General features: G+C 51.8%; 18 protein-coding genes and 1 other annotated feature (1 of these 19 only partly in view). Of the genes, 3 read left to right on the plus strand and 15 right to left on the minus strand.

Annotated features, from left to right (window positions below):
- Positions 1 to 1,594 (minus strand) — a sequence feature (most likely nonfunctional fraction of RNA operon) (it extends 112 nt beyond the left edge of the window).
- 361 nt (positions 1,595 to 1,955) lie between these two features.
- The 9 genes from EHV15_RS03855 to pcrB form a co-directional block, all read right to left on the minus strand.
- The gene (locus EHV15_RS03855) at positions 1,956 to 3,320 is read right to left on the minus strand and encodes an ABC transporter substrate-binding protein (RefSeq protein ID WP_128630073.1); all 1,365 of its coding nucleotides are present in this window, start codon (positions 3,318 to 3,320) and stop codon (positions 1,956 to 1,958) included.
- Between the two features lie 178 nt (positions 3,321 to 3,498).
- On the minus strand, positions 3,499 to 4,902 hold the full coding sequence (locus tag EHV15_RS03860; RefSeq protein WP_128630074.1) for an ABC transporter substrate-binding protein: 1,404 nt from the start codon (positions 4,900 to 4,902) through the stop codon (positions 3,499 to 3,501).
- A 67-nt stretch (positions 4,903 to 4,969) separates the two neighbouring features.
- Positions 4,970 to 6,340, minus strand: coding sequence for an ABC transporter substrate-binding protein (locus EHV15_RS03865; protein WP_128630075.1), 1,371 nt, complete (start codon positions 6,338 to 6,340; stop codon positions 4,970 to 4,972).
- Positions 6,341 to 6,388: 48 nt separating this feature from the next.
- Positions 6,389 to 7,807 carry an ABC transporter substrate-binding protein gene (locus tag EHV15_RS03870; RefSeq protein ID WP_246061296.1) on the minus strand — a complete coding sequence of 473 codons (1,419 nt, stop codon included), beginning with the start codon at positions 7,805 to 7,807 and terminating at the stop codon, positions 6,389 to 6,391.
- A gap of 24 nt (positions 7,808 to 7,831) precedes the next feature.
- The gene (locus EHV15_RS03875; RefSeq protein WP_128630076.1) at positions 7,832 to 9,244 is read right to left on the minus strand and encodes an ABC transporter substrate-binding protein; all 1,413 of its coding nucleotides are present in this window, start codon (positions 9,242 to 9,244) and stop codon (positions 7,832 to 7,834) included.
- A 222-nt stretch (positions 9,245 to 9,466) separates the two neighbouring features.
- Positions 9,467 to 10,819, minus strand: a complete 1,353-nt coding sequence (locus tag EHV15_RS03880) for a radical SAM/SPASM domain-containing protein (protein WP_128630077.1) — start codon at positions 10,817 to 10,819, stop codon at positions 9,467 to 9,469.
- Between the two features lie 147 nt (positions 10,820 to 10,966).
- The gene (ligA, locus tag EHV15_RS03885; protein WP_128630078.1) at positions 10,967 to 12,988 is read right to left on the minus strand and encodes an NAD-dependent DNA ligase LigA; all 2,022 of its coding nucleotides are present in this window, start codon (positions 12,986 to 12,988) and stop codon (positions 10,967 to 10,969) included.
- 1,120 nt (positions 12,989 to 14,108) lie between these two features.
- Positions 14,109 to 16,490 carry a DNA helicase PcrA gene (gene pcrA, locus EHV15_RS03890; protein ID WP_128630079.1) on the minus strand — a complete coding sequence of 794 codons (2,382 nt, stop codon included), beginning with the start codon at positions 16,488 to 16,490 and terminating at the stop codon, positions 14,109 to 14,111.
- Positions 16,491 to 16,704: 214 nt separating this feature from the next.
- On the minus strand, positions 16,705 to 17,400 hold the full coding sequence (gene pcrB, locus EHV15_RS03895; RefSeq protein WP_425464424.1) for a heptaprenylglyceryl phosphate synthase: 696 nt from the start codon (positions 17,398 to 17,400) through the stop codon (positions 16,705 to 16,707).
- Positions 17,401 to 17,839: 439 nt separating this feature from the next.
- Here pcrB and EHV15_RS03900 point away from each other — a divergent pair, with 439 nt between their 5' ends.
- Together EHV15_RS03900 and EHV15_RS03905 are read left to right on the plus strand one after the other, a co-directional pair.
- Positions 17,840 to 18,187: a DUF7689 domain-containing protein gene (locus EHV15_RS03900; RefSeq protein ID WP_128630080.1), complete on the plus strand. Its 348-nt coding sequence runs from the start codon at positions 17,840 to 17,842 to the stop codon at positions 18,185 to 18,187.
- A 135-nt stretch (positions 18,188 to 18,322) separates the two neighbouring features.
- Positions 18,323 to 18,979, plus strand: coding sequence for a hypothetical protein (locus tag EHV15_RS03905; RefSeq protein WP_128630081.1), 657 nt, complete (start codon positions 18,323 to 18,325; stop codon positions 18,977 to 18,979).
- Between the two features lie 86 nt (positions 18,980 to 19,065).
- Here EHV15_RS03905 and EHV15_RS03910 read toward each other — a convergent pair whose 3' ends face one another.
- The 4 genes from EHV15_RS03910 to EHV15_RS03925 all read right to left on the minus strand — a co-directional run bounded on the left by EHV15_RS03910 (position 19,066) and on the right by EHV15_RS03925 (position 23,073).
- Positions 19,066 to 19,944, minus strand: a complete 879-nt coding sequence (locus EHV15_RS03910) for a phosphatidylinositol-specific phospholipase C/glycerophosphodiester phosphodiesterase family protein (RefSeq protein ID WP_128630082.1) — start codon at positions 19,942 to 19,944, stop codon at positions 19,066 to 19,068.
- 36 nt (positions 19,945 to 19,980) lie between these two features.
- Positions 19,981 to 21,492: a sugar transferase gene (locus tag EHV15_RS03915; RefSeq protein ID WP_128630083.1), complete on the minus strand. Its 1,512-nt coding sequence runs from the start codon at positions 21,490 to 21,492 to the stop codon at positions 19,981 to 19,983.
- Between the two features lie 70 nt (positions 21,493 to 21,562).
- Complete coding sequence (locus tag EHV15_RS03920) at positions 21,563 to 22,492, minus strand: glycosyltransferase family 2 protein (protein WP_128630084.1); 930 nt, start codon at positions 22,490 to 22,492, stop codon at positions 21,563 to 21,565.
- A gap of 365 nt (positions 22,493 to 22,857) precedes the next feature.
- A complete protein-coding gene (locus tag EHV15_RS03925; protein ID WP_246061298.1) occupies positions 22,858 to 23,073 on the minus strand; it encodes a hypothetical protein in 216 nt (71 codons plus the stop codon).
- Between the two features lie 120 nt (positions 23,074 to 23,193).
- Here EHV15_RS03925 and EHV15_RS03930 point away from each other — a divergent pair, with 120 nt between their 5' ends.
- Entirely contained in the window at positions 23,194 to 24,318 is a 1,125-nt protein-coding gene (locus tag EHV15_RS03930; protein ID WP_128630085.1) for an acyltransferase, read from the plus strand.
- Between the two features lie 64 nt (positions 24,319 to 24,382).
- Here the strand turns inward: EHV15_RS03930 and rfbD are convergent, their stop codons facing one another.
- Positions 24,383 to 25,258 carry a dTDP-4-dehydrorhamnose reductase gene (rfbD, locus tag EHV15_RS03935; protein ID WP_128630086.1) on the minus strand — a complete coding sequence of 292 codons (876 nt, stop codon included), beginning with the start codon at positions 25,256 to 25,258 and terminating at the stop codon, positions 24,383 to 24,385.
- Positions 25,255 to 26,277 carry a dTDP-glucose 4,6-dehydratase gene (gene rfbB / locus EHV15_RS03940; RefSeq protein WP_128630087.1) on the minus strand — a complete coding sequence of 341 codons (1,023 nt, stop codon included), beginning with the start codon at positions 26,275 to 26,277 and terminating at the stop codon, positions 25,255 to 25,257. The genes rfbD and rfbB overlap by 4 nt, the downstream gene beginning before the upstream one ends.

Here is a 26,277-nt window from a genome sequence, read left to right on the forward strand (position 1 = left end):
TATTTGTACCGTTCCGTTACAGGAACGAGGTACTCCATAGAAAGGAGGTGATCCAGCCGCACCTTCCGATACGGCTACCTTGTTACGACTTCACCCCAATCATCTACCCCACCTTCGGCGGCTGGCCCCTTGCGGTTACCTCACCGACTTCGGGTGTTGTAAACTCTCGTGGTGTGACGGGCGGTGTGTACAAGACCCGGGAACGTATTCACCGCGGCATGCTGATCCGCGATTACTAGCAATTCCGACTTCATGCAGGCGAGTTGCAGCCTGCAATCCGAACTGAGACCGGCTTTTCTAGGATTCGCTCCAGATCGCTCCTTCGCTTCCCGTTGTACCGGCCATTGTAGTACGTGTGTAGCCCAGGTCATAAGGGGCATGATGATTTGACGTCATCCCCACCTTCCTCCGGTTTGTCACCGGCAGTCACTCTAGAGTGCCCAACTTCACTTGCTGGCAACTAAAGTCAAGGGTTGCGCTCGTTGCGGGACTTAACCCAACATCTCACGACACGAGCTGACGACAACCATGCACCACCTGTCTCCTCTGTCCCGAAGGAAAGGCACATCTCTGTACCGGTCAGAGGGATGTCAAGACCTGGTAAGGTTCTTCGCGTTGCTTCGAATTAAACCACATACTCCACTGCTTGTGCGGGTCCCCGTCAATTCCTTTGAGTTTCAGTCTTGCGACCGTACTCCCCAGGCGGAGTGCTTAATGTGTTTACTTCGGCACCAAGGGTATCGAAACCCCTAACACCTAGCACTCATCGTTTACGGCGTGGACTACCAGGGTATCTAATCCTGTTTGCTCCCCACGCTTTCGCGCCTCAGCGTCAGTTACAGCCCAGAGAGTCGCCTTCGCCACTGGTGTTCCTCCACATCTCTACGCATTTCACCGCTACACGTGGAATTCCACTCTCCTCTTCTGCACTCAAGCCGTCCAGTTTCCAGTGCGACCCGGAGTTGAGCCCCAGGATTAAACACCAGACTTAAACAGCCGCCTGCGCGCGCTTTACGCCCAATAATTCCGGACAACGCTTGCCCCCTACGTATTACCGCGGCTGCTGGCACGTAGTTAGCCGGGGCTTTCTTCTCAGGTACCGTCACTCTCCTGGCAGTTACTCCAGAAGACGTTCTTCCCTGGCAACAGAGCTTTACGATCCGAAAACCTTCATCACTCACGCGGCGTTGCTCCGTCAGACTTTCGTCCATTGCGGAAGATTCCCTACTGCTGCCTCCCGTAGGAGTCTGGGCCGTGTCTCAGTCCCAGTGTGGCCGTTCACCCTCTCAGGTCGGCTACGCATCGTCGCCTTGGTGAGCCGTTACCCCACCAACTAGCTAATGCGCCGCAGGCCCATCCGTAAGTGACAGATTGCTCCGCCTTTCCCAAGCCCCTCATGCGAGAAACTTGATTATCCGGTATTAGCTACCGTTTCCGGTAGTTATCCCGGTCTTACGGGCAGGTTGCCTACGTGTTACTCACCCGTCCGCCGCTAAGTTAATCAGGAGCAAGCTCCCGATTAACTCCGCTCGACTTGCATGTATTAGGCACGCCGCCAGCGTTCGTCCTGAGCCAGGATCAAACTCTCCAATAAAGTTGGAAGGAGTCTCGCACCCGAAGGTACGAGATTTTCCATCCAAGTTGAAACTTTATTCGAAAGAGCGATTAGCTCAATCAGTTACTGACGATTTCTAAAAAATCGTTCAAAGTTTATTGACGCGTTCCATTTGTTCAGTTTTCAAAGAACTTGCTGTCCGGCATTTTCGATAAATATCAGTTTTTGTCGAACAGTTACTTATTATAACCACTTCTCTTCACGATGTCAACCTCAAATTTCGACATTGTTGAAAGCCTTGCGGCAAACTGTCTTTTGAAGCGACAAGTAATAATTTATCACGATCGGGAGGCTTTTGCAATATGAATGTTTTTCCATATTCTAAATTTGATCCATTAGTCTAACGGCCGCTTTGCTTCCCCTCCTCTTCCTCTTGAGCTTTACGGGCCAGGTCCCATGCAGCCAGTGCCTCGGCCTGCACCGTATCCAGCGCATCGTCAATCGATTTACTGCCCCTACGCACTAAATCCAGTTCACGGCTAAGAATGCGCTGATATTGCTCGTTAAAGCCGGGAGGCATGTCCGACATAACCGCATTGTTTCTTGATCTGGGCTCCAGTTTGTAAAAAACATCAAGATTAACCCCCTCGTATTCTTTGACGACATCCATTCTTGCCGGGAGACCGTTGCTTAGCGTTTTTGCTTTTACTTTGGCCAGTTTTTCGCCGTTTGCAAACTTGATGAACTCCCAGGCGGCCTCGGCATTTGGCGAACCGGCGCGAATCGCAAAGATGTTGCGCACATCCATATCGCCGGTTTTATCCGGCTCGGCCGGGTTCACCGGTCCGGCAACCGCTCCCGCTTTAAACGGTTTGTACGCCGCGCTCGTTTCCGCCTTCTTCATATCTTGAAACATGTGGGAGCCGCCCGTCGTCATCGCCGCCCGCCCCACCAGAAACGGGTTGCCGGAATAATAATCCCCTGCTGCGGAAAAAGCCCCTTCGTTATCAACGTCGAATACAGCCCCCGATTCGATCCCGTTCAGTGCGGTCCGGTACGCTTGCTTCCAGCCGTCCGAATTCAGCGTTAATGCGCCGGTTTCGGGACGATTCATGGTCAAGCCTTCGGAACTTCCAATCAGCAGGGCCAATTCACTGAACGACGACGCATGACCCAACGCAAATCCGTAAATGCGATCCTCTCCCTGTCCTCCCGCCGGAAAGCGGCGGGCCGTATTCATCATGTCCTGCCAGGTCATACCATCGTGCGGAAGCTCCACGCCGAATTTTGCAAATAAATCCGCATTGTAGAAAATCACGTCCGTGTCGAACCCGGGGGTCAGTCCGTACAGCTTGCCGCCCCCTTTTGCCTTCAGCATGCTGATCAACCCGGGATACATCGTGTTGATATCAAATTGATCCCGCTCGATCAAAGCGCTAAGCTCGGTTAGCTCTCCCTTCGCCGCCAGCGCCTCGTAATTGCCGATCTCAAGCACCAAAACATCGGGCTGTTCCCTGTTGACAAACGCTTCGAGCGTTTCGTCCGTAACGCCGCTTCGGCGCAGCGCAGCCGTGCTGACCACCTCCACCTCGACTTCGGGGTGCCCAAGCGCAAACAGGTCTCCATAATTCGCAAAAAAAGAGCTTTCGTCCCAGTATATCACCTTTAGCGTGGCCTTTGAAGACACCTCGTTCCCCGCGGCAGCGCAGCCCGCAACCAGCAACCCGCTCAGCACAATGAAAAACATTTTGCCGAAAAGCTTCATCCCGTTCCCTTCTTTCAACGATTTTCGTAAAAGATAAAACGTACAGGGTACACAAACGAAGGCCAACCCCGAGCAAAGCTGCAAAGGTTAGCCTTCTATTTACTGCGGCTTAAAAGTGGCAGCTAATTACCGCTGATAACCATACCGTCATCGCTGCCGCGTCCACGTCCGCTTCTTCTTAGGAACTGGTATCCTCTTTTCCTTCTTCCTTCTTAGCCTCTTCCTCTTTATACGCTTTATCCAAGGCTACTTGTCCATCCTCCTGAATTTTTTGCAGCGCCTCGTCAATCGATTTGCTTCCCTTCTGAACAAGATCCAGTTCCCGGTCCTTGATTTGCTGGTATTGTCCGTAAAAGCTGTCAGGGGCGTCACTGATCCCCATATACCCGCCGCTGCTATCTGCAGGTTTTAACTTGTAAAAAGCGTCCAGGCTTTGTCCCTCGTAATCTTTCATCACGCCCATCCGGGACAAGAGACCGTTATTCAGCGTTCTTGATTTCACTTTGGCATATTCTTCGCCGTTGACGAACTTCAGAAACTCCCAGGCAGCGTCGGCATTTGGGGAATCGGCCCGGATCGCGAAAATTTCATTGAAGCTGACATCCCGCGTCGAATCAGGCAACGCCGGGTCCACCGGACCTGCCACGATGCCAATTTGGAACGGCTTATAATCCTTTACGGCGTTTTTGGCCTCCTTCAGGTACTGCAGCAGGTAAGGGCCGTCGATCGTCATCGCCAAACGTCCCATTAAGAAAGGCTGGCTCTTATAATATTCTTCCATCGTCCCGCCTGAGAACCCGTTGTCGCCCGGATCATAAATCGCCTTGGATTTGACGCCATCCAGAGCCAGCTGGAAAGCCTGTTTCCACGAATCCGAATTGATCGTCATTTTCTTCGTATCCGGATTCAGCGCCTGCAGCCCTTGCGTCATGGCGATTGCAGAGGACAATTCACCAAAAGCATCCCCGTAACGAGAACCGTATCCGTAAATCCGGCTGTCTTTATCCCCATCCGTAGGGAAACGGCGGGCGGTATCGATAATTTCCTGCCAGGTCATCCCGTCATGCGGCGGATCAATTCCATATTTGGAAAACAGATCGGCATTATAAAAAATCGCATTCACATTAAAAGATGAAGCCAGCCCGTACAGCTTCCCGCCGCCCTTTTCTTTCAACAGCTCGATCAGCGCCGGATAAATCGTTTCGGTATCGTATTTATCCCTTGCGATCAGCGTATCCAAGTCCATCAATTTGCCTTCGGCTGCGAATTTTTCGTAATTTTCGGTGGAATTCAGCAATATGACATCCGGCTGTTCTTTTTCCACAAATTTAGCAAACGCCTTGTCATAGTCCTTTTCCTCGTCGTTATAAATGCTTTGCATGTTAGCTACTTCAATTTCGATATTCGGATTCTTCATCGTAAACAGGTCGCCATATTGGGTGAAAAAATAACTTTCGTCCCAAAACATGACCTTCAGCGTAGAAGTCTGCGTTTCCTGCTTGGCAGGACCGCCGGCGCACCCGGCGAACAGCAGTCCGCATATGATAACCAACATAAGCTTATATAATATTCCGTTCTTCATCTGAACCTCCAAAATTTTTATAACTCCACACGCACAAAAGCCGCTTTCCGGGGGCAACTAAGGCACGTTAGCCGGCCTGATCCGTATCCGCGCCAGACTTGTCCTTCTTGCCGGCCGCTTCATCTTGGACCGCTTTATCCAAGGCCGCCTGGCCTTCGTCCTGAATCGTCTGCAGCGCCTCGTCGATGGATTTCTTTTTCTCCTCTACCAACTTCATTTCCCGGTCAAAGACCGGTCGGTACTGTTCATAGAACTTATCCGGAATTTTATCGTAGCTGTCGGAATCATCGTTATCCACTTTAGGTTTTAATTTGTAAAATACGTCAAGGTTTACGCCGTTGTATTCCTTTTGAATTCCCATTCGGGACATCAAGCCGTCGCTTATGGTTCTGGACCTGATCTTCGCAAATTCTTCGCCGTTCATGAACTTCAGAAACTCCCAAGCCGCATCGGCATTTGCCGAATTCGCCCGGATGGCAAAAATGTCACCCAGCGAAAAATCCCGCGTTTTATCAGGTTCAGCGGGATCTACCGGCCCTGCAACAACCCCGACTTGAAACTTGACATCTTCTTGGGCATTCTTCAGACTTTGCAGAAAATAAAGGCTGTCAGTTGTCATGGCCATACGTCCCATTACAAACGGCTGGCTTTCATAAGCCTCCAGCGACCCGTCCAGAAAATCTTCATCCGGACGGTTATATATTGCTTTAGAGTCCAAGGCATTCATGGCCATTGTGTAGACTTGCTTCCACGCATCGGTATTGATTGTGAGTTCCATCGTGGCTTTATTGATATATTCCAAACCTAGGGTAGAGGCAATATTTGAAGCCAAACGTTTCATCGGCATGCCATAATCCGCTCCCCCAAATCCGTAAACCCGGTTCTTCCCGACACCATCGGATGGAAAGCGGCGGGCCGTATCGAGAACCTCCTGCCAGGTCATCCCGTCATGCGGCTCCTCGATTCCGTATTCGGCAAACAAATCGGCATTATAGTACAAAACTGAGCCGTCAAAGGTCGGGGACAAACCGTACAGCTTCCCGCCGCCTCTTTCCTTAAGAACCTCAAGAAGTCCCGGGAAAATCGTCTCGGTATTGTATTTATCCCGCACGATCAGCGGATCGAGATCCGCGAGCTTACCCTCGGAAGCAAACTTTTCGTATTGCTTCTCACTCAGCAGCAGCACGTCCGGCTGCTCTTTTTCAATAAAATCGGCAAACGTTCCGCCGCGGCTGTCTGTTGATACAACTTCAATTTTAATATTCGGATGCTTCATCGCAAACAGTTCGCCATAATCCTGATTAAAGGAAGCCTCATCCCGATACATTACCTTCAGGCTTACCATCTGCTCGGCCTCTTTGGCCGGACCGCCGGCGCAACCGGCAAGCAGCAAGCCGCTTGCCAGCACCAGCACGGCCTTTTGCAGAACACCGTTCATCACCATAGCCTCCAAAAAATAATGTTAATGGCGATCAACTAAGTTCCGTTAGCCGGCCTGATCCGTTTCCGCGCCAGACTTGTCCTTCTTGCCGGCCGCTTCATCTTGGACCGCTTTATCCAAGGCCGCCTGGCCTTCGTCTTGAACGGTTTGCAGCGCCTCGTCGATGGATTTCTTTTTCTCCTGCACCAGCTTCATTTCCCGGCTAAAGATGGAGTAGTACTTTTCATGGAAACTATCCGGGATTTTGTCATAATTGCTGTAGCTGTTATCCAGTTTAGGTTTCAGCTTGTAAAACACATCAAGGCTTACGCCGTTATATTCCTTTTGCACTCCCATGCGGGACATCAAGCCGCCATTTAAGGTTCTGGATTTGACCTTGGCAAATTCGTCGCCGTTCACGAACTTCAAAAACTCCCATGCCGCTTCGGCATTCGGCGAGTTCGCCCGGATGGCCAAAATCTCGCTCATCGAAATGTTCCGCGATTTATCGGGCTCCGCCGGGTCAACCGGCCCTGCAACGACCCCGATTTGGAACGGCTTATAGTCCTTAATCTGCCCTTGGGCGTCCTTCAGATTTTGCAGCAGATAGGTGCCGTCGACCGTCATGGCCATACGGCCCATCATAAACGGCTGGCTTTGGTAATACTCCTCCATGGTCCCTCCCTGGAACCCGCCATCATCCGGATTGTAAATTGCTTTGGAGTCCAAGGCATCCATGGCCATTTTATAGACTTGCTTCCACGAATCGGTGTTGACGGTAAGCTTCATCGTGTCGGGATTGATATAATTCAAGCCTTGGGTGGAAGATATGCTCGAAGCCAAATTTTCCAGCGACATGCCGTAATCCGAACCGAAACCGTAGACGCGGGTCTTCTTGTCCCCGTCCGTCGGGAAGCGGCGGGCCGTGTCGAGAATCTCCTGCCAGCTCATCCCGTCATGGGGTACCTCGATTCCGTATTTGGCGAACAAATCAGCATTGTAATATAGAGCCGATCCATAAAAGGTCGGGGACAAACCGTACAGCTTCCCGCCGCCTTTTTCCTTCAAAATCTCCAGGATGGCCGGGAAAATCGTTTCGGTATCGTATTTATCCTTGGAAATCAGCGAATCAAGCTCCGCCAGCTTGCCTTCGGAAGCGAACTTCTCATACTGATCCGTATCCAACAGCAACACGTCCGGCTGCTCTTTTTCGATAAAATCGGCAAACGCTTTTTCACGGTCAAAATCTTCCTTGTCATTATCCTGGTAAATCTGGTCCGTTGTGACGATTTCCACCTCGATATTCGGATATTTCATCGCAAACAAATCGCCGTATTCCCGGTAAAAATAATTCTCGTCCCAAAACATCACCTTCAAGCTCGAAACCTGCTCGGTCTCTTTGGCGGGCCCGCCGGTACATCCGGCAAACAGCAGCCCGCACACCAGCACCAACATTACCTTATGTAAGATTCCGTTCTTCATCATAACCTCCTAAAATAATTATTACGCCTACTCCACTTCCGCAGCAGATTCTTCCTTTTTGCCTGCCGCTTCTTCCTTCACAGCCTTGTCCAAAACCGCTTGTCCCTCGTCTTGAACAGTCTGCAACGCCTCGTCGATGGATTTCTTTTTCTCCTGAACCAGCTTGATTTCCCGGTCAAAAATAGTACGGTATTGTTCATGGAAACTTTCCGGGATCTTATCATAGTTGTCGGAGTCGTTGTCCACTTTAGGTTTCAACTTGTAGAAAACGTCGAGGTTTACGCCATTGAATTCCTTTTGCACTCCCATGCGGGACAACGTGCCGCCATTTAAGGTTCTGGACTTGACCTTGGCAAATTCTTCGCCGTTTACGAACTTGATAAATTCCCAAGCCGCATCGGCATTTGCCGAGTTCGCCCGAATGGAAAAAATGTCGCTCACCGAGATGTTCCGCGATTTATCGGGTTCTGCCGGATCTACCGGCCCTGCGACCGCCCCGATCCGAAACGGTTTATAGTCCTTAAGCCGCTGCTGGGCATCCTTCATGTTTTGCAGCATGTAGGGGGCTCCGACCGTTATGGCCATACGGCCCATCATAAAGGGCTGGCTTTGATAGTACTCTTCCATGGAACCTCCCTGGAAGCCCCCATTGTCCGGATTGTAAATTGCTTTGGAGTCCAGGCCATCCATAGCCATTTTATAGACTTGCTTCCACGAATCGGTGTTGATCGTGAGCTTCATCGTGTCGGGGTTGATATAATTCAAGCCTTGGGTATATGCGATACCCGAAGCCAAATCTTCCATCGACATGCCGTAATCCGAACCGAATCCATAGATGCGGGTCTTCTCGTCCCCGTCTGTCGGGAAGCGGCGGGCCGTGTCGAGGATCTCCTGCCAGCTCATTCCGTCATGCGGCACCTCAACTCCGTATTTTTCGAACAAATCAGCATTGTAGTATACAACCGATCCGTAAAAAGTCGGAGATAAACCGTACAGCTTTCCGCCGCCTTTTTCCTTCAAAATTTCCATGAGACCCGGGAAAATCGTTTCGGTATCGTATTTATCCTTGGCGATCAGCGGATCAAGCTCCGTCAGTTTGCCTGCGGAAGCGAGCTTTTCATACTCATTCGCATCCAACAGCAGCACGTCGGGCTGCTCTGCTTCGATAAAATCGGCAAACGCTTTTTCACGGTCAAAATCTTCCTTGTCGCTGTCTTGGTAAATCCGATCCGTTGTGACGATTTCAATCTCGATATTCGGGTATTTCATCGCAAACAAATCGCCGTATTCCTGATAAAAATAGTTCTCGTTCCAAAACATCACCTTCAGGCTCGAGACCTGCTCGGCCTCTTGGGCAGGCCCGCTGGAGCAGCCGGCAAACAGCAGCCCGCTAACCAGCACCAGCATAACCTTATGTAATATTCGTCTCCCTCTCCTCATCGCGCCCCCCTAAAATGAATCTTTTTTAATCTGCCCCATTAGTTAGACGTAATTAGACACGAATTAGTTACTTTTTTCTCAAAAAAAAGCCAACCCTTTTTATATTTCCCTAAGGGTTGGCTTTCCCGGATATCTTATTCCATCAGCTTAGATTGCCCGGTACGGACTTGGATACCCGGCCGGTTTTAACCAAAGCGGGCTGCGCCGCTGGACGGATAATTTTCATAGTATCACCTCCTCATCCCGCCGGGCCCCCATCCAGATCGTCCGCAGCGTCTTCTTGATTTGCCGCTTCTCGTAGGAGCAGGGGCGATTCCCCGTCCGCATGCGGTACAGCGGGCAATGATTGCCCTGGCATGCGGGCCGGAAGAAGCACGCCTGGCATTTCTTATCCGTTTCTTCCCCGGACGTTGTCCAAAGCGCCAGCTTGTCATAATCCAGGTCCACCGTTCCGTCCTCATGAATCCGGCCGAGCCGGTTGTTGTCCTGCTCCAGCGCGACGGAGCATTTATACAGCATGCCATCGGAGCCGACGATCAGGGAATTCGGCTTCGCCGCATAACAAACCGCGCCGGTCGGCAGCAAAATATCCGAAATGAAGGAGCTTACCTGCAGTCCTTCGGCGATCGCCCGCTCGTTCAACTCCCAAATCGCCCGATCCTTCGTTCGCTCATCGCATACCGGAAGGTTCAGGTCATTTTCGCCGCCCATGCAGCCGACGGGCCGGAAATAAACTTTAAACCGCGGATCATCGGCAAACAGCTTCCGAAGCACGGGAATAAATCGCGATACGGCCTCCAGGTTGCCGTTGTCGAAATTGACGCGCAGGTTAATTTCAAACGGGCGGTCTACCTGCTTCAAGGACAGCAAATTGTCCACGATTGTCCGGTACGTTCCCCCGCCTCCGTTCAGACCCCTGCGGGAATCATGCGTTTCCCCTTCCCCATCCAGCGTAACCATAAAGCGCTGGACATGCAGATCCAGCATTTGCTCGAAGCGGTCCCTGGTCAGGTAGTAGCCGTTCGTCGACATTTCCGCGCCGTAGGTGGCGCCGTTTTGGTCGCAGACTTCGATAAAAGAACGGGAGAGGCGCTCGATAATATGAGGAACGAGCAGCGGCTCGCCGCCATGCCAGCTTACGGTTAGCTGCTTCAACGTCTTGGCCCGCTCGGCCGTATAAGCTTCCAGACCGCGGATCACCTCCTCGCGCATCGAAGCGCGCGGAAACGATTCATAACAATAAGTGCAGCGGAAGTTGCAGGCTTCCGTCACGAGCAGCACCAGATGCATAGCGTCCTGGGCATGCATGGAGTGGTGCAAAAACAAGGCACGGCGTTGTTCATCCACGTCCGAACGGACGAGGAACCCTTGCTCTATCAAACCGTCAACCAGCGGAGGCGCCGGCTCGGGAACAGGGGCGGCCGGTGCCAGCCACTCCAAAACTTCTTTCCGTTCCGCCGACGAGAAGGAAGCGATCGCCCCGGTGTAGCTGTTGTACAGCATCAGGCCGCCGTCATCCGTCTCGCTTTGCGCATTAAAGCGCGAAGCCTTCCACTGTGACGCGTCAAAACTCATTTTGATCCATCCTTTATTTTGAAATAGGAAACATCGGGCAAAAGCCCTTAAGTTCTATGATGGAAAAAAGGAGCATCCCCCTGCCGTGATCTGCGTCACAATAAAACCCCCGAAATTGGCGATCATGCCGTTTTCGGGGGTTTTTGGCTATCCGTTGCTTTCGTTCAGCAGTCGGACGAATTCATCCTCGTCCTCGATGACCGGAATGCCGAGTTCCTGGGCTTTGGCCAGCTTGCTGCCGGCTTTTTCCCCGGCGATGACGAGGTCGGTTTTCTTCGACACGCTGCCGGTCACTTTAGCGCCAAGCGCCTCCAGCCGGGCGGTCGCCTCATCGCGGCCGAGCTGGTGCAGCGTACCGGTCAGGACAACGGTTTTGCCGGAAAAGAAGGAGTCCGTCACCGGGGCCGCCGGTTTGTCCGGCGCCTTCGGTTCGACGCCTTGCTCCAGCATCTTGCGGATGGCCGCCTGCTGGAACGGGTCGGCAAAAAACGAAACGATGCTTTCAGCCACGATGCCGCCGATGTCCGGCAGGGTAATCAGATCCTCCACCGTTGCCGACATCACCGCGGATAAACTGCCGTAATGGTCGGCGAGCACTTTGGTGGTCGATTTGCCGGTGTTCGGAATGCCAAGCGCGAACAGGAAGGAGGCGAGGTCACGTCCCTTGCTCTGTTCGATCGCCTCCAGCAGGTTGTTGGCTTTCTTTTCGCCGAAACGGTCGAGCTTGATTAGATCGTCGAAAGCGAGTGTGTACAGGTCGGCCGGTTCATGAACGTTCAGTTCGTCATGCAGCTGCTCCGCGGTTTTTTCGCTGAACGTCTCGATGTCCATCGCGTCGCGCGAAGCGAAGTGCGTGATCCGCGCCACGATTTGCGGTTTGCAGCCCAGCCGGTTGTTGCAGAACAGATGCGCGCCGCGCTGCTCCAGCGGCGTGCCGCACGCCGGGCACACGGTCGGAAAGATGATCTCCCCGCCGTCCTGTTCATCCGTCACTTTGCCGAGAATTTCCGGGATGACGTCGTTGGAGCGGCGGATGAAGACGCGAGTGCCGAGCGCGAACTTCAAGTTTTTCCGCTCGATGTCGCCGACGTTGTTGAGCGTGCAGTTTTGAACGGTGACGCCGGCCAGCTCAACCGGCTCGACTTTGGCCAGCGGCGTGATTTTGCCGGTACGCCCGACGTTCCAGGAAACGGACTCCAAAATCGTGGTCGTTTCTTCCGCCTCAAATTTGAACGCCACCGCCCAGCGCGGGAATTTATCCGTGTAACCGAGAATCTCGCGGGTACGCATATCGGTAATTTTGACGACGGCTCCGTCGATGAGATAATCGAGCGAAGTGCGGCTTTCCTCGATCCGCCGCAGTTCCTGCATTACTTCGTCAAAGCTGTCGTGATACGTAACATAAGGATTAACCTTAAACCGGTTCTCCTTGAGGAAATCCATCATTTCGCGGTGGTCCCGGAACCGGATTTGATCGGAATACCCCACGTTGTAGAAAAAAGCGCTCAGCTTCCGCTCTGCGGTGACGCGCGGATTCAGGTTGCGCAGGGCGCCTGCCGCGGCGTTGCGGGCGTTCTTGAGCGGCTCGGCGGCCGTTTCGTTGTATTTGGCGAGTACGGACAAATTCATGATGCCTTCGCCCTGTACCTCGATCGTGCCCTCACGGTACGGGATGGTCAGCGGCACGGATTTGATCGTTTTCACCTGGGCCAAAATGCCTTCACCCACGACGCCGTTCCCCCGGGTCGACGCCTGCACCAGATTGCCGTCCGTATAAGTAAGGTTCAACGTCAGACCATCGAACTTCAGCTCGACGACATACGTCGGCGCCGGAAGCTGATCTTCGGGATTTTTGGTGTTATAATCCGCGATCAGCTTGAGCACCCGGTTGTTCCAGTTTTGCAGTTGCTCCTCGTTTTGGGCCTTATCCAGGCTCCATAAAGGCGCCAGATGCCGATGAGGCTTGAATCCCTGCAGCAGCTCGCCGCCCACCCGCATCGTCGGCGAGTCCGGCAAGGTTACGCCCGTCTCCGCCTCCAACGCGGTCAACTCATCGTACAGTTGATCGTATTCCTTATCGCTGATCAACGGCTCATCCAGGGTGTAATAGTGATAGTTGTACTTGTTCAATTGCTCCACGAGCTGCTTCATTTTTTGCGTAACATCCATGCAGGGACAACCCTCCTTATAATGTAGAAACGGAACATTCCGGGTATGGCCGGTGCCAGTCAGTGGTCAAGCGTTGATGCCATTGGTCACGTGCCGGACCAGTTAGTGATCAAGCGTCGATGCCATTGGTTACGTACCGGACCAGTTAGTGATCAAGCGTCGATGCCATTGGTTACGTGCCGGACCAGTTAGTGATCAAGCGTCGATGCCGATAAGCTAGCGAAGCCGGGCTTTTGTTAACAGTAGCAGGTTTAGTAAAAATGACGTCCTTTTAGGCACTAGCGTTGCATCAACTCGGACAAGATACATTTCTAACCGCACAACTATTCTAACGGTTGCCATAGCGCTTATTTCACTTAAACCCGGCTAATTTTGCTTAGATTCAGGCAAATAACGGCGCTCACAACCGTTAGAATTTAGAAAAGGGCTTTTTTCGCAAAATAGCCGCTGCTGCAACCGTTAGAGTTCCGATGGGTGATAGTATAGCTCAAAAACCTGAGCTTTTGCGAGAAATCTGAAAAGTGTCAGGGCAACAAGTTGTCTTGTGCAAGAGTTAAAGCGGAATTAGCGACTTTTTTGGGCGTTATTTGTCTTGGTTGGAGCGTTTATGCCAGTTAAGGGAATTTTATGTCGCTATTTTTGGGCCACCACCGCAAAATGGCTCCAATTCAGGCCAGGTTGCATGGATAGGGACATTTTTTACCGCTATTTATGTTCAGAAGACGAAAATCGGATAGATAGCGCCATAAGATACCGTTATTTCGGGTAGCTGGTGGGAAAAGGAACTGCTCCCGGCAATTTCGGTCGGTTGACCTGACCGACGGCAAGGAGCGCAACGCCACGTACGCAGATCTATCGTGTTCCAGAGCCAGCCCCAAGTTCCGCTAATACCTATTATCATCAGTTCCCCAGTTTGGGGGAGATATACTTTGGGTCTACTGGTAATGAGTCTGCTGGCTCTCGTTTGGGCTAACCTTCGGACAGCCCAACAACCATAGAGTCCGCTAGCCGGGGGTACTACTGGCCGCTTGGGAAACTGACCGCGTGAACCCAACTTGTTATCGTACCTCAATTCATTACCGCGCCTCGCACGGTACGTGCCACGGCGGTACGGCGGCCCTCACTCGCCGTCGGTGACCTTGGTGATCGGCGCAAATCCGGCAAGCAGGCGTTTGACGCCGACCGGCGCCGGAAAAGCGATCTGCAGCTCCGTATCGTTGCCGGAGCCTTTGATCGAGACGACCGTGCCAACGCCCCACTTGGCATGGGAGACCTTGTCCCCGGCGCTAAAATCGCCGGGGTTCGCCGCCTTGGCCGCCGGGGCTCCCGGCGCGCCGGTGGTCGCGGCAACGTTGTCCCGCCCCCGCAGGGGGATAACGTTGCCGCGACCGGCCGGTCCGCCCGGCGCAGCCGCGGACCGCGAGCCCAGGCCGCCGCCATCCAGTTGGCGGCCGAAGTTCCCGCCGCCGGCGCTGCCGAAGCCGCGGCCGCTGTAGGCGCCGCCGGCGCCCGGCCCGCGGCGGTAGCGGTCGCGCGGCGCGCCCCCGCCGTCCTCCTTCAGTTCCTCGGGGACTTCGTCGAGGAACCGGGACGGCGGGTTGGCCGTCGTGCGCCCGAACAGCGTGCGCATCTGTGCGCACGAGAGGAACAGCCGCTCCTCGGCGCGCGTAATGCCCACGTACGCCAGGCGGCGTTCCTCCTCCAGCTCCTCGTTGTCGAGGAACGCGCGGCTGTGCGGGAACACGCCTTCCTCCATGCCGATGATGAACACGACCGGGAACTCCAGGCCTTTGGCGCTGTGCATCGTCATCAGCACGACGGCGTCGTCGGCCGGCTTGTCGGCGTCGCTGTTGTCGTTCATGCTGTCGATATCGGCGATGAGCGCCAGATCCGTCAGGAACGAAACGAGCGACTTATCCTCGTTGTTGTTCTCGAATTCCATCGTCACCGACAGGAACTCGTCAATGTTTTCGAGGCGCGACCGCGATTCGATCGTGTTTTCGTTTTGCAGCTCAAGCCGGTAATGGGTCATTTCCAGCAATTTTTCCGTGAGTTCGGTGACCGACAGGTAATCGACCATCTGATGCAGCGCGGCGATCATATCGTAAAACTCCACCAGCGCGTTGCGCGTACGTCCCGCCAGCCCGAGGTCGTCGACTGTTTCCAACACTTTGTAAATCGACGTCCCGCGCTCGGCCGCAGCGTCCGCCAGCTTGGACACCGTCGTGTCGCCGATGCCCCGCTTCGGCACATTGATCACCCGCGTCAGGCTGATGTCGTCGTCCGGGTTGGACAAAAGCCGCAAATAAGCGAGCAGGTCCTTGATTTCTTTGCGGTCGTAGAACTTGATGCCGCCGACGATTTGATAAGGGATGTCCGACTTGATCAAAATTTCCTCGATCACCCGCGACTGCGCGTTGGTCCGGTACAAAATCGCATGATCGCGGTAGCTGCGGCCTTTTTTCACACTATTATGAATTTCCGAAGTAACAAAATACCCTTCATCATGCTCCGAATCGGCGCGGTACACCATGATCTTGTCGCCCTCGCCTTTATCGGTCCACAGGTTTTTCGGCTTGCGCCCCGTATTTTGGCCGATCACCGCGTTGGCGGCGTTCAGGATCGTCGAAGTGGAGCGGTAGTTTTGCTCGAGCATAATCGTTTTGGCTTCGGGATAATCTTTTTCGAAATTTAGGATGTTGGTAATGTCTGCTCCGCGCCAGCGGTAGATCGACTGGTCGCTGTCGCCGACCACGCAAATGCGGTGATGCTTATCGGCCAACATCCGGCACAGCATGTACTGCGCGCGGTTGGTGTCCTGGTATTCGTCGACGTGGATGTATTGGAATTTTTTCTGGTAAAAATCAAGCACTTCCGGCGTTTCTTTAAACAGCTCAATCGTCTTCATGATCAGGTCGTCGAAATCGAGCGAGTTGTTGCTGCGCAGCCGTTTTTGGTACATGCCGTACACTTTGGCGACGATGCCTTCAAAATAATCCCCAATCTTCTGCTCATACTGCTGCGGTGTGATCAGTTCGTTTTTGGCCGTGCTGATCATCGCTTGAACCGCCTTCGGCTCGAATTTTTTCGTGTCGATGTTCAGCTCCTTCATGCAGTTGCGGATCACCGACAGCTGGTCCGTCGAATCGAGAATGCTGAAGTTGGAGTTGAAGCCAATCCGCTCGATGTCCCGCCGCAAAATGCGCACGCACATGGAGTGGAACGTGGACACCCAAATGTCCCGCCCTTCCGCGCCGCCGACAAGGAGGGATACCCGGTCCTGCATTTCGCGGGCGGCTTTGTTCGTAAACGTAATCGCCAAAATCGCCCAAGGCGGCGCTTTGCGGGTGGCGATGAGATAGGCAATGCGGTGCGTCAGCACGCGCGTCTTGCCGCTGCCCGCGCCGGCCATGATGAGCAGCGGCCCTTCCGTCGCCTCCACCGCTTGCTTTTGCTGCGGGTTCAGGCGGTTGACCGCCTCTTGTATGTTAACAGGTTGCATGTTCATGCACCTTCCTTTCTTAAAGAGGTAGTTCAAAAAGTCATCTTTTGATCACGAAGTAGAATCATGGAGCTTACTCGGCGTCGAATCTTGAATTCAGCCGGGCCTTCCGGTGCTCACGTACCCAAAACGTACGCTCCGCTCCTCTGTCCCTAGCTTTATCCAACCTTCTTGGTGCTGAAAAGCCGACTTTTTGAACACGTACTTAAAAAATCTATCGCGTCCCCTTCACGGCCGCCACGGTTTCCAGCGCCCGCTCCAGGTTGCCGTAAACCGCGTTGCCGACAACGACGGTGTCGCATACTGACGCCGCCCGGCGGGCCGACTCGGCATCGGTGATGCCGCCGCCGTAGAACAGGCGGGAGCGCTCCAGCGTCCGCCGCATCGCCGACACCAGCTCCAGATCGCCAAGTTGGCCGCTGTACTCCGCATACACGATCGGCAGCCCAAGCAACTTGTCGGCGAACTGGGCGTAAGCGCCAGCCCGGGCGGCGTCGAGCCCGGCATCCGCTGCGGTAACCTTGGCTACGGTCGCCTCCGGGTTCAGAACGATGTACCCTTCCGGGATCAACTGCTCCCACGGGATCATGTAGCCGTATTGCTCGATCGCCCGGGCATGCTGGCCGATGAGCCAATCCGGATGGCCGGCATTCAGCACGATCGGGATCATGTACAGATCGAAGCCCGGCACGACCGCCTCCAGGTCGGACACCTCCAGCACGCAGGGCACCTCATACCGGCGCACACGCGAGAGCAAATCGACGGTATTTTCATAGGTTATGCCGCTCGACCCGCCAACCATAATCGCGTCGGTTCCGGACAGGCATACGGCCTCCAGGGCCCGATCATCCAGCGAACGGTCCGGATCCAGCTTAAATACGTGCCGCCAGGATGCTATCATTTGATTCAAGCGAATTCCTCCAATAAATCGATGCCTACAGGATTCACCAGCGGGGATCGGGGACGAAGGAGCCGGGGCTCCCAACCCGTCCCGCGCCCGCGAAAAACGGGGCCTATCCCGCTCCGCCCCGTTCTCGTCCGCTCAACGTAATCATCGTTGTTCGTCAAACCGTCTGAGAGACTCTTTTTCTCCCCGGTTTCTTATTCTTTTTCTAGTCTATGTTACCGTGAATAACGTGTCAATGTTCGCATAACAGGGGAACGAAAAATTAACTGCGAATCTTCTTTATGTAACTACAAAATACACTTTAACCAATTTGCCGATTGACAAAACGAGCATGACGGAACTAATGTAAATTCATAATATTTTTTACCATTTTATTGCAAATTTAAGATGAAGGAGGGTAGCAACCTATCCAGAAAATTGATATGAAGGAGGACAACTTTTTGTGAAAAAAATAATTCAGAAAATGTTGGTCATCTCGATGTTTATTACGTCTGTTCTAGCTGGAGGAACCTCAGCATATGCGTTGTACTACAGTAAAGAATTTTACGATGCAATAGCTTATAATTACACTGAGATCGGTCCAGTCTCTACAACATACAATTGCCTTTCTTACGCGCTTGGTTATACAGATCGATGGCTTTGGCCATGGGGTGAGACGGCTACCACATCACAAGTCGATTCATTCTTGAAGTTATATGGGTACAAGGGAAATACATTTGGATATGTTTACGCAACACCAGGAATTATTGCTTATGGTCCAAGTACTAATAACATCAATCATTTTGCCTAAAGCCACTCAGGCTTATGTGGCAAAATCTAAATGGGGATCTCTTGAATTGATGCAAACAACATGGGATCCGTATAAACCAAATGGAGGTTACGGTCCGGCTCTAAGATATTATAATTAATGCAGGAGGAGTGCCCCGTGAAGAAACTTTATATATTGATATTGGCTGCATCATTTCTTATTGTGTTCACTGCTCTTCAAGCCAACCATGCCCGTGCCGAGGTAAAAGATCAGATCATAAGTCATATGAATGCTCTGCAAAAGAACATTACGGCCTTGCCGGAAATGAATCCGAAATTGGCCGCAAGTTCCAATCCGTATGACTATGTCAAGGATAATAAAGAATATCAGAATATCGTCGCCCTAGGGAATGCAGCCATCCCCGCGCTTACAGAACTTCTTAACGATTCACCCGAGAACGGATTAACAGAGTACATTTATGCGATCGCACTAGAGCAAATTTCAAAGATAGATCTCAAAGCCGAAACGGGATGGTCCACTGCAAAACAATTTGCGAAAAAATGGAATGTTCATCTATCCCAAATTCCGGAAAAGGTAAGTCAAATCGTCAATTCTGATGATAGTAACGCCGAAAAAATACAGCGCCTCAACAGATTAGGTACTCCAGCCATTCCTTTTATTCTCAAAAGCATCGACGCAGGTCATTCCAATCTCGTCCCGTCACTGGATTACTTAACAGAAGGAGAAGCCGGCAACAACTATAAGTCATGGTACGATAAAAACAGTGATACCGTTGAAAAAATCAGAACTTTTGTTATAGATAAACAAAAATAGTCTACGCGCTACCACAAACGTCCAAATATATAAATACAACTCCAGCGCCTCATCGGTACTGGAGTTGTATTATATTCAGAGCCCGTTTACTGCCCCAACGCCAAAACCCATCCCGGCTTGGCCGCGTCGGCTTCGGTCAAAAAGTCGGTGTAAAAGCCATAAGCCCCCATCTTTTTGAACGCCGTTATCTTTTTCGGATCGTTTATGGTATGAACGTAAGAAACCACACCGATCCGGTTCAGTGCCGTGATCAGTTGGGAATTCGCCCGCTGCTCGGACATTGTAATGGCGGTGATGCCTGCTTCGTTGGCAAAGCGCACCACTTCTTCATCCGTGTCGGTCGTCTGGTACAACGTGAAAATCACCGACGGGAACGGATAAATTTGCTTCAGCGGTTCCAACATCGGCTGATTGTAAATTTGCGGCACGATCCGCTCCAGCAGCGCCGGGTCCTTCGCCTCAGCTTTGGCGACAATCTGGGTAAAAATGTGCTGAATCTCCTCCGGTTTGCTTTGCTTCGTGTCCGTCACGAAATACACGTCCGGATAGAGCTCCATCAGCCCCAAAATGTCGTCCCAGTCCAGCGGCTCGTATTGGCCCATGATTTTGGCCGCCTTGAATTCAGCGTGGGAAAAGATCGCACTATGGCGGTCCGGCTCAAGTTCGTCCTGTTGGCCCATCATTTTAGTGAAGCTTTCGCCCCACTCATGGCGGGCAATGAGTTGATCGTCGCTGCTCAGCAGCAGATCCACTTCGAAAATGCGGAAACCTTTTTCATAGTTTGCAATGAAAGCTTCATAGGTATTCGTGTATGTCATTCCATTAATCCCGCCGAGGGCATGGGCCACCATCCGGTGGGCCGTAAACCCTTGAACCTGCGGGGACTGCCGGCCGGACAGGCCTGCCAACAAAAGAACCAGACAAGCGATGATGATTGCTGCGTTATACTTCAGTTTGTTTTTCATGTAAAGAAAACTTCCTATCTTAGTTGTGTATCGTATTCAATAAGCCCCGGTACCTTTGATGACAATCGGGATCGTTTTGAAAATAATCTTCAACTCCAACCCGAGGCTCCAATGCTCAATATAATAGAGGTCAAGCTTGACCCACTCGTCAAACGGGAGATCGCTGCGGCCGTTAATTTGCCAAAGCCCCGTAATCCCGGGGCGGATGTCCAGGCGGCGCCATTCGTAGTCGGTATACCGCTCCACTTCCTGGGGCAGCGGGGGACGGGGACCAACTAGGCTCATCTGGCCAAAAACGACATTAATCAGCTGCGGCAGCTCGTCAATCGAATACCTGCGGATAAACCGCCCCACCCGGGTGATCCGGGGATCGTTTTTCATTTTAAAAACAGGTCCGTCCGCTTCGTTATGAACGGCCAGCTGATGGATCAGCGATTCGGCATTTTCCACCATCGATCTGAATTTGTACATGTTAAAAGGAGCGCCGTTTTTCCCGATGCGCCGTTGCTTGATCATGACCGGGCCTCTGGAGTCCAGCTTGATGCAGACCGCCACCACCGCCAGCAGCGGCGAGATGACGATCAGCCCCAGGCTCGCAAGTACGATATCGACGGCTCTTTTCAAAATCAGATTTAAGCCGCGTAAAGGAGTTTTGACGATCTCAATGCACGGGTAATCGTAAGCCTGGTCAAATACAACGCCGGAGGTGACCATTTCGAACATTTCCGGGATGATTTTGATGCGGACATCGTATTTGCGGATTTTCGTGATCAGCTCGTTAATGAGTTTCCGCTCGGACGGGATCGTAACGTAAATTTCGTGAATTTGATAGTGCTGCAGCAGTTTTTCAACCTGATCGACGCTGCCGATGACGTGGTCGTCCCCCGCTTTGTAATCGTCCAAAAACCCGACGAAACGATAGCCGTTCGTTTTGCTGGCAAACAGGTTGTTCCGAATCTCTTCCCCTACGCGCCCCGCCCCGATGATCAGCACGTTTTTGCTGTATATATCGGTCCGTTTGAGGAGGAGCATGACGCCCATCCGCAGTAGCCGGGACACAAAAGCGCAAACCACGATCATGACCGCGAACGAAAAGATGACGAGCCGGGAATACACCGTCCCTGTTTGGAGGAAAAAGATAAGTCCCAACGCGATCAAAAAGGAAAAGAACACGGCTTTGCAGACGGTGAACGTGTCATCGATCAGCTTAATGTCCCGGTCCCATTTATACAGGCCGTTGTGCGTGCTGTACAGCGCATAAATGGCGAAAATGACCGCCAGGAGAATTCCGTAATCCCACGCGATGGGCAGATGCTCCAAGTTTTGAAACAGCGTTGACCAGCTTCTCATGTTGTAAGCGGGCAGTACGCGAAACGAAAACAGCGCCAAGAAGCTGACAACATACAGGATATATTCGAAGCCGATCAGAAAAAAATTGAGAATCCACTCCAGACGTACCGTCCTTTTTTTGTACGCCGTGATATTCTCCGCGATCAGCAGATTGGTCGCTTTTATTTTTTGGTTATTCATCGAAACGGACGAGTTCATTCCTACACTCCCTATACAAACTTCAAGCCATTGGCACGCCTATCACTAACCGCGTTCTTAGAGCGGCAACCTACCCGTTCATGCCGACGTCCCGGCCGGACCCTTGGCTCTGCGCAGCCGCCGGTGCGGGCCGTTTTGCGGGTTTAGCCAATGCCGATTTCACCAAAGCCAGGGCAAATTGTACCGCAATTCCGGCGTATATGGCCGCACTCACGAATATGTTGTAATTTTTCCGATAATGCTTGCGATAGAAAAGAATCATAGACCGGTGAAACTCATAAATGATTTTTAGCGGGCGGCGAGGTGCGCTGCCTCCTTTGTAGTGCACGATCGTCGTACGGGGGTAATAGTAGTTCACCCACCCCGCCTGCTTGATCCGGTAACACCAGTCCGTGTCCTCCGCATACATAAAATAATCCTCGTCCAACAAGCCGACCTGGTCGATCGTTTCCCGGCGGACCATCATAAACGCCCCGACCAGGCAGTCGATCGGATATTCCTCATCCGGATCCAGGTAGCCGAGCTGGTATTGATTGAACTTGGGATTGTCCGGGAACCTTTTGGAGAACCCAAACGCATAATAAAATGAAGCCGAAGGCGTCGGAAACCCGCGTTTGCACGCTTTATCCAGCGATCCGTCCGGCAAAATCACCTTGCACCCGGAGGCTCCCACATCAGCGCGGCTGTCCATAAAGGAAAGCATGATGCCAAGCGTGTCCTGTTGAATGACCGTATCCGAATTCAGCAGCAGGACATAACGGCCGGAGGATATTTTAATCGCCTGGTTGTTGGCGTACGAAAAACCCGTATTTTGCTCGTTGGCAATCAACGTAACCTGGGGGAATTCGCTGCGGATCGTCTCCACCGAATCATCATGCGAATGGTTGTCGACGACGATCACTTCATAGGTGTAGTCCGTTTCCGACGCGTAGACCGATCGCAGACAATCGACCGTTAAGCGGCATGTGTTGTAATTTACGATGACAATGCTTAAATCCACCGAGCAACGCTCCTGACAAATATAGTAATCTATCGACATTATATCATAGGTAGGACCGCAGGTAGAGGTGTAAGAAATTTTCATTTGACTTTTTTGTGTGATTCGCCCCATGTTATACTTAAAGTAAATCCCTTCCAATGCGAGGTGCCCTATCATGAAATGGAGCAGAACCAAAAACGAGCGATTTGCTGACACTGCAACCGTGACATTAGATATTTTACTTTATGTTCCACGTCTCTTCATTAGATGGTTTTCTTGAGGAAGTGGAAAAAAGAGACCGGCGGCAACCGATCCCCGTTGGGCGACCCGCTATAAGAGCTTCAATAGGAAATAGATAGTTTCCATTATCGAAGCCTATTCTTTTTCTACTGGTAATTCTTTTTACTGGAGGCCGCACGCTTTTTCTCCCGAATAATTCTTCGTTTCTCCCGCAGATGCGGCAGCTGCTCAAAAAAGTCCTTCCACGCGCCCAACACCTTCGGTTCCCTCAGCAAAATGTACCCGTTGCTGGCCAGTTCATAGGCCAAGAGCTTCGGCAGATGTTTTAACCATTGATAGCCGGAAAGGTTTTTATAGATCATTTTGTAGCGGTTGATATAGGAGTATTTGCGAACAAAAAGCGGTTGAGTGCACTTCAGTTGACGGAGCAGCACTTTTTCATTATGGTAATTTTATGACAAAAGCTTCTGGAGGAATTCCCCTTGAAAAAAGCAAAATTGGAAGAGATCGAAATCTTGCGAGGGATTGCATTTTTGGCGGTCGTATTGCAGCATGTCATCGCCGGCGTCTTTTACCAACCGGGTTTAAGCGCCCCATCCATCATCGCCGGGACGACGTTCCTCGGATTCATCCGCTTTGCGGTTCCGCTGTTCGTTTTTATCACCGGCGTGGTGTTATTTTATAATTATGACGGCAAACTGAACTATCTGAGCTTTTTGCGGAAAAGATTCCGGCAAATCATCCTGCCCTATTTGACCTGGACCGTTTTTTACTTTGTTTGGGTCAGCTTCTTAAGCGGCGTTCCGGCATCAACGACCTGGAATGAGCTGCTTAACCTGGTGGAAGCCGCTCTAACGGGGAAGGCCTCATATCATCTGTGGTTTATGGTGATGATCATTCCGTTTTACATTTTGTTTCCCTGGTTTCGATTACTGATGTCCAAAAAAAGAAAAACCTGGCTCAATCTGCTCGTCGTGGCCGTTTTCTTTGTGGTGAATCTCATTTTAGTTTACGCCTTGTCCAAAGGCATGATCGCCTCGGACAATCCGCAGCTTGCCTTTATTTTTGACTATCTGGACCGGAACTTCCTGTTCTGGATGTTTTATTTTATGCTGGGTGGTTTGGCGGGGCTGTACTACGAAACATGGAAGAAATTTGTCGACAAAGCCAAATACGTAGCCATCGCGGCTCTGGCGGTTTGCTTTTACTTCATTTTTGACGATATCGTCCGGATTACCGGCAGTTCCACCGGCGATCCGTATCTCTACACCGCCAACGTAACGGCGCCGCTTAAACCGTTTATGATGATTACCATCATCGCTTTGATCGTGCTCATCTTCGCCGCCGCGATGAAGTTGGCCAGTAAACCAACGAAGTTTACCCAACTTCTCGCCTTGTTCGGCAAATATTCCTTTGGTACCTATCTCATGCACGCTTTCGTCTTGAGTTTCACCAGCCGTTTGGCCATCGACTATTTGTATATGCTGGACGTGTATTCACAAACGGTGATATCCTTTGTGCTGTGCGCCTCTATCAGTTTGTTCCTTACCGTTTGGCTCAGCCGGATGAAGATTTCGGTGGGTGAGATGTGGGTGGGGAAGGTGTAGAATTGGCAGAGGATGTTGACGTCCGCCGCTCGGCGGACGTCAACAATCGACACCGTGAAAAGAATTAACTATCTTGGCTTTCTTTAAGCTCAATCAAAAACGCCCTCAGCCCTTCCCGCCAAGGCCGCAAATCCTGAAACCCGTTCGTACGGATCGACAGATGATCCATCACCGAATTCCGTGGACGCCGAGCCGGACGTGGAAATTCATCCGTCGTACAGGGCTCCACACGAACCGGATAGGTTTGACTGAATATATTTTCAGCTTCCGCAAAAATCGCTTGGGTAAACTCAAACCACGTGCATTCCCCTGCGTTCGAAGCGTGGTAAATTCCGTACTTTTCCGTTTGAACCAGCTCCAAAAGAAACGCTGCTAAATCCACCGTATAGGTTGGGGAGCCTTTTTGATCGTTCACCACATTAAGCGTCGGCTTCTCTTGGCCGAGCTTCAACATCGTTTTCACAAAGTTATGGCCATACAGTCCGTACACCCAGGAAGTTCGCACGATAAAAAACGCGGAAGATAAGCTTTGCACCAGAATTTCGCCCGCCCGCTTGGATTTACCGTAGACACTTTGGGGATTGGTGTTGTCGTATTCCTGATATACGGAGGTTGCGGTTCCATCAAAAACGTAATCCGTGCTGATATAGCAAAACTTAGCCTTAACCTGCTCGGTAGCAACGACCATATTTCTGGTTCCTACTGCATTCACCGTATAGGCCGCATCAACATCGGTTTCCGCTTGATCTACTGCGGTATATGCCGCACAGTGGATGACCGCATCGGGCTTGAATTCCTGAACGCGTTCCAAACACATCTCATAATCGGTAATATCCAGCGACACCCGATCACTTGGAAGAATCTCATGCCCGGCTTGCTCAAAAAGCAGCACGACGTCTTTTCCTAGCTGTCCTCCGGCCCCGGTGACGAGCACTCTCATGAGCGCTCACCCAAACGGTCGCCATATTGCTTGGCATAATACTCTTGATACGCACCGGATTGAATCCGTGTCCACCATTCCTTATTGTCCAGATACCAGCGAATCGTTTCTTGAATCCCGGTTTCAAAAGAATACCTTGGTTTCCAGCCAAGCTCTTGCGTTGTCTTCGTTGGATCAATGCCATAACGGCGGTCATGTCCGGGTCGATCCTGCACATGTTTGATCAACGACTCCGGTTTGCCTAGCTGCTCCAAAATCGTCCGCACAATATGCAGATTCGTCCGTTCGTTGTTTCCGCCAATGTTGTATACTTCGCCATTCTGCCCTTGGTGAATCACCAAATCAATCGCACTGCAGTGATCCTCGACATACAGCCAGTCGCGAATATTCAACCCGTCGCCGTAAACCGGCAGTGCCTCATTGGCCAAAGCCTTGGAAATCATCAAGGGGATCAATTTCTCCGGAAACTGATACGGACCGTAGTTATTGGAGCAACGGGTGATGTTCACCGAAAGCCCAAAGGTTTCATGATACGCGCGCACCAATAAATCCCCGCCGGCCTTGCTAGCCGAGTACGGGCTATTTGGCGCCAGTGGCGTTTCCTCAGTAAACAATCCCGTTTCTCCCAGAGTTCCGTAGACCTCATCTGTAGACACCTGCACGAATTTCTTAACGCTATGCTTTTTTGCTGCGTCAAGCAGCACCTGAGTCCCCAATACATTCGTTCTCACGAATACATCAGGCTCCAAAATGCTCCGGTCCACATGCGACTCCGCCGCAAAATTAACAATAACGTCAACGCCTTGACCGATCAATTGATCCATCGCTTTGGCGTCCGTAATATCCGCCTTCACGAAAGTATGATTGGGGTTACCTTCCACCGACTTCAGGTTTTCCAAGTTCCCCGCGTAGGTCAGCGCATCTATATTCACAATTTGGTATTCCGGATGCTGTTTAAGCATATATAAAACAAAGTTACTGCCGATAAATCCGGCACCGCCTGTCACAAGCAGCTTCAT

The sequence above is a fragment of the Paenibacillus oralis genome (assembly GCF_003863965.1).
In the GTDB taxonomy this organism is placed as follows: Bacteria; Bacillota; Bacilli; order Paenibacillales; family Paenibacillaceae; genus Fontibacillus; species Fontibacillus oralis.

Coding starts and splice junctions, on each gene's coding strand:
- EHV15_RS03855 (WP_128630073.1), bottom strand. CDS start 3,320: ATGAAGCTTTTCGGCAAAATGTTTTTCATTGTGCTGAGCGGGTTGCTG.
- EHV15_RS03860 (WP_128630074.1), bottom strand. CDS start 4,902: ATGAAGAACGGAATATTATATAAGCTTATGTTGGTTATCATATGCGGA.
- EHV15_RS03865 (WP_128630075.1), bottom strand. CDS start 6,340: ATGAACGGTGTTCTGCAAAAGGCCGTGCTGGTGCTGGCAAGCGGCTTG.
- EHV15_RS03870 (WP_246061296.1), bottom strand. CDS start 7,807: ATGATGAAGAACGGAATCTTACATAAGGTAATGTTGGTGCTGGTGTGC.
- EHV15_RS03875 (WP_128630076.1), bottom strand. CDS start 9,244: ATGAGGAGAGGGAGACGAATATTACATAAGGTTATGCTGGTGCTGGTT.
- EHV15_RS03880 (WP_128630077.1), bottom strand. CDS start 10,819: ATGAGTTTTGACGCGTCACAGTGGAAGGCTTCGCGCTTTAATGCGCAA.
- ligA (WP_128630078.1), bottom strand. CDS start 12,988: ATGGATGTTACGCAAAAAATGAAGCAGCTCGTGGAGCAATTGAACAAG.
- pcrA (WP_128630079.1), bottom strand. CDS start 16,490: ATGCAACCTGTTAACATACAAGAGGCGGTCAACCGCCTGAACCCGCAG.
- EHV15_RS03910 (WP_128630082.1), bottom strand. CDS start 19,944: ATGAAAAACAAACTGAAGTATAACGCAGCAATCATCATCGCTTGTCTG.
- EHV15_RS03915 (WP_128630083.1), bottom strand. CDS start 21,492: ATGAACTCGTCCGTTTCGATGAATAACCAAAAAATAAAAGCGACCAAT.
- EHV15_RS03925 (WP_246061298.1), bottom strand. CDS start 23,073: ATGATCTATAAAAACCTTTCCGGCTATCAATGGTTAAAACATCTGCCG.
- rfbD (WP_128630086.1), bottom strand. CDS start 25,258: ATGAGAGTGCTCGTCACCGGGGCCGGAGGACAGCTAGGAAAAGACGTC.
- rfbB (WP_128630087.1), bottom strand. CDS start 26,277: ATGAAGCTGCTTGTGACAGGCGGTGCCGGATTTATCGGCAGTAACTTT.